The organism is Pseudomonas sp. NPDC096917, from assembly GCF_044762555.1.
Classification (GTDB): domain Bacteria; phylum Pseudomonadota; class Gammaproteobacteria; order Pseudomonadales; family Pseudomonadaceae; genus Aquipseudomonas.
In genome coordinates this window covers 1-2,694 of the sequence record NZ_JBIWEO010000048.1, presented here as the reverse complement: position 1 = coordinate 2,694, position 2,694 = coordinate 1, and the positions used below count along the sequence as shown (strand labels likewise).

Here is a 2,694-nt window from a genome sequence, read left to right as displayed (position 1 = left end):
GACTTGGTGCTTGGCGAGTTCGCCGAAGACCGCCCATTGAGCGTGGTCATCGCCGACATGCTGCTGTCTTTTGTTCCGGGCGTCGTGATTGTGCTCAGCGCACGCGATATTGCTGCCATCTGCATGCGACTGGGCAAACGTTACAACGGCACGGCAAGCAAGAGTCGACCACAACCGCCGGAGTGGCAGGAGTGGGTCTTGCTGATTGCATGCCTCATCACCCTGATTGCGCCCGTGATCGGAGCGATCGCAGGCAGCGCTGGGACAGTGGTGGGCAGCGCGGTGGGGGCTGTAATCGGACAAGAGGCCTCTGCTTTTCTGCGCGCTTTATGCTTGCTGCTCATCCGCGAAAGCCAGGTCGCTCTCAAAACTTTACTTCATTTCCTTAGCAAATTTACCCGGGGTAACGTTGAGCACATGCTCAAGGCCATCAAGTTCACGGCTTATGAAAAAGCTTTGCTTGAATACCTAAATACATTCTTGACCAAGACATTGGACGCGGTGCGCAAATTGCGCAGCTACCTTAATCGATGGCCCTTCAACCAGGCCACCCAACTGCTAGCTCGATTGCAAGAAATGGAGAAGCAATTTTACGCCGTGCAGCTTCATGCGGTTCGAGAGATCCCACTGGCCTTGGCTCAGCTGGACGCACGGCTCGCCAAAGCACTGGAGCAAGCCCTCAAGGAGCCCAGCCAGGTCGCTACCGCTGGGGTGCGCGCCGAAAAACCAGTGCCTATGGCCATGGACGGTGGCCGAATAACTTCAGGGGTGGGTATGCCCCCGATCTATCTGGAGCGTCCTGCCGGTACTTACGGAACACCGGTGCCCAGCACCCCGCCGCCCGTGCCGCACGGTCCAAACGTCCATGCCTTCGATCCCAAGACTGCGACCACTGCGCAAAAGGGGATTTATGGAGAGGTGATAAGTGACCAGTACATGCTGGGTAAAGGCCATGAGAACCTGTTGTCCAGCAGCCGTGGGCCGCGCAGCATGGACATGAAGCCTACCGGACGCGGCATTGATGGCGTTTATAAGAATGCCAATCCGCCGCCGCCCTATATCATCACGGAGACCAAGTACCGTACCGGTGGGCAGTTTTCAGCGAGCAGCTTACCCACGACCAAGGGCAGTGCTGGGCATCCAAGTGCAAAGCAGATGAGTGATGAATGGATTGATCCAAGACTCGCAGACGCCCTTGGCAGACAACAAGCAGACGACATTGCAGAAGCAGGCTATGAGCGTTGGTTATTGGTGGTTGATGAGAGCGGGCAGGTAACAAGCATCACTCGACTAGACAAAAACGCAAACTCTATTGGCAGCGTCACACCATAAAACTCAAGGGAATCACATCATGAAGCGTTTTGAACAAGTCAAGCGTGAACCTCTATTACAAGAACTACCCTACATTGAAGACATTACCTACTTGAAAGAACGCTATGTGGTTCGCAAAGCTGAGGATGTGCTCGCAAAAAAGGAGGATGAGGACCACAAGCAACGATTGAGCTGGAGGTGGTCTTATCAGTCGCTGGAATTATTGATTGAACTCTACTCAGGCGGCGAACCCTTAGAGTCACTGATTCCTTACGCCGACCACGCTTTTTCCCAGTTCGAACGGCACAAAAAAGCCTTCCCTGAGTTTTCCCTGAAACCCTGGGAGCCAGACGCCTATCAATACATCCTTTGGTTACTGTCCTTGGCCGTCTTGTTCAACATGCCCAATCGCATTCAACAAATCGCCAGTTGGATCAGCACCGACTCAGATGATGGGCAAGACGCATTGTTGCGGCGTCTGTTTGCACGGGTGGGCATCTCCCTGCCGGGCGATCAATTGATTCACGAAAAACCCTATGGCGAACTGCTCACCGCGCTAAACACTCGGGGCGACGAGCAACAACAAGCCCTGCGCACCTACTTGAAGCAATGGTATCGCGGCATGCGCAACTGCTACTGGCATGACCGTCACAAGCGTAGAGCAGATGCAGGTTTCTTTGGCTACTGGGCCTTCGAAGCCGGCTTGGTCACGCTGCTCTGGGAGGTCGATGACACCCCCTATCGCGACCTGCCGTATTACCCCAAGGACTTGGTCGACGACGCTCGCGCCCGTCAAGTACTGCGCAACTTTCCCGAAGGCCATCGCATCGAAACCTCAAGCGGCTTGCGTGCCATGTCCGGCGAAGCGTGCCCGGTTTCAGGTGTGTGGATCTGTGACGACTGGCCCGTCGGCCCGCAAACCTTCGGCGAAGGCCTGATCCTGCCCACCGACAATGGACGGGTTGTTACTTGGCGCTTGGTGAAAGGTATTTCAGCCTGAAGGAGTGCGCCATGAGCTATTTCGACCAAGTCAAGCGCGACCCGTGGATGACCGAGCAGCACTACCAGACTTCAACAGCGGCCAAAGAAGCCGAATTCGCAGATAGGGACATCAGCGATCTGTTGACTGATCCCCTGCGTGACGCCCGCCATAACAAAGGCTTGAGCTGGGATCACGCCTATATGGCCTTGGAGTTGGCGATCCAACGCTACTCGGGAGGCGCCCCCCTGGAGCTGGTCGACACTTATGTCGATTACGCCTTTATCCAGTTCCAGCGGTATTTTGATGCCTACCCAACAGTCGACGCTCGATTGAGGCCCTGGGTACGTGACGAGTATCAATACATCTTATGGATGTTGGCATTGGCAGTGCTGTTTGGTTAC

3 protein-coding genes are annotated in these 2,694 nt (G+C 55.2%); all 3 read left to right on the top strand.

The window, feature by feature from the left end:
* Positions 1-1,332 (top strand): hypothetical protein (locus tag ACIQYF_RS23650; RefSeq protein WP_402866700.1); only part of this gene is annotated, 1,332 nt, incomplete at its 5' end.
* Positions 1,333-1,351: 19 nt separating this feature from the next.
* Positions 1,352-2,311, top strand: a complete 960-nt coding sequence (locus tag ACIQYF_RS23645; protein WP_402866697.1) for a PoNe immunity protein domain-containing protein — start codon at positions 1,352-1,354, stop codon at positions 2,309-2,311.
* Between the two features lie 11 nt (positions 2,312-2,322).
* A partial coding sequence (locus ACIQYF_RS23640) for a PoNe immunity protein domain-containing protein (RefSeq protein ID WP_402866694.1) occupies positions 2,323-2,694 on the top strand: 372 nt, incomplete at its 3' end.

Coding starts and splice junctions, on each gene's coding strand:
- ACIQYF_RS23645 (WP_402866697.1), top strand. CDS start 1,352: ATGAAGCGTTTTGAACAAGTCAAGCGTGAACCTCTATTACAAGAACTA.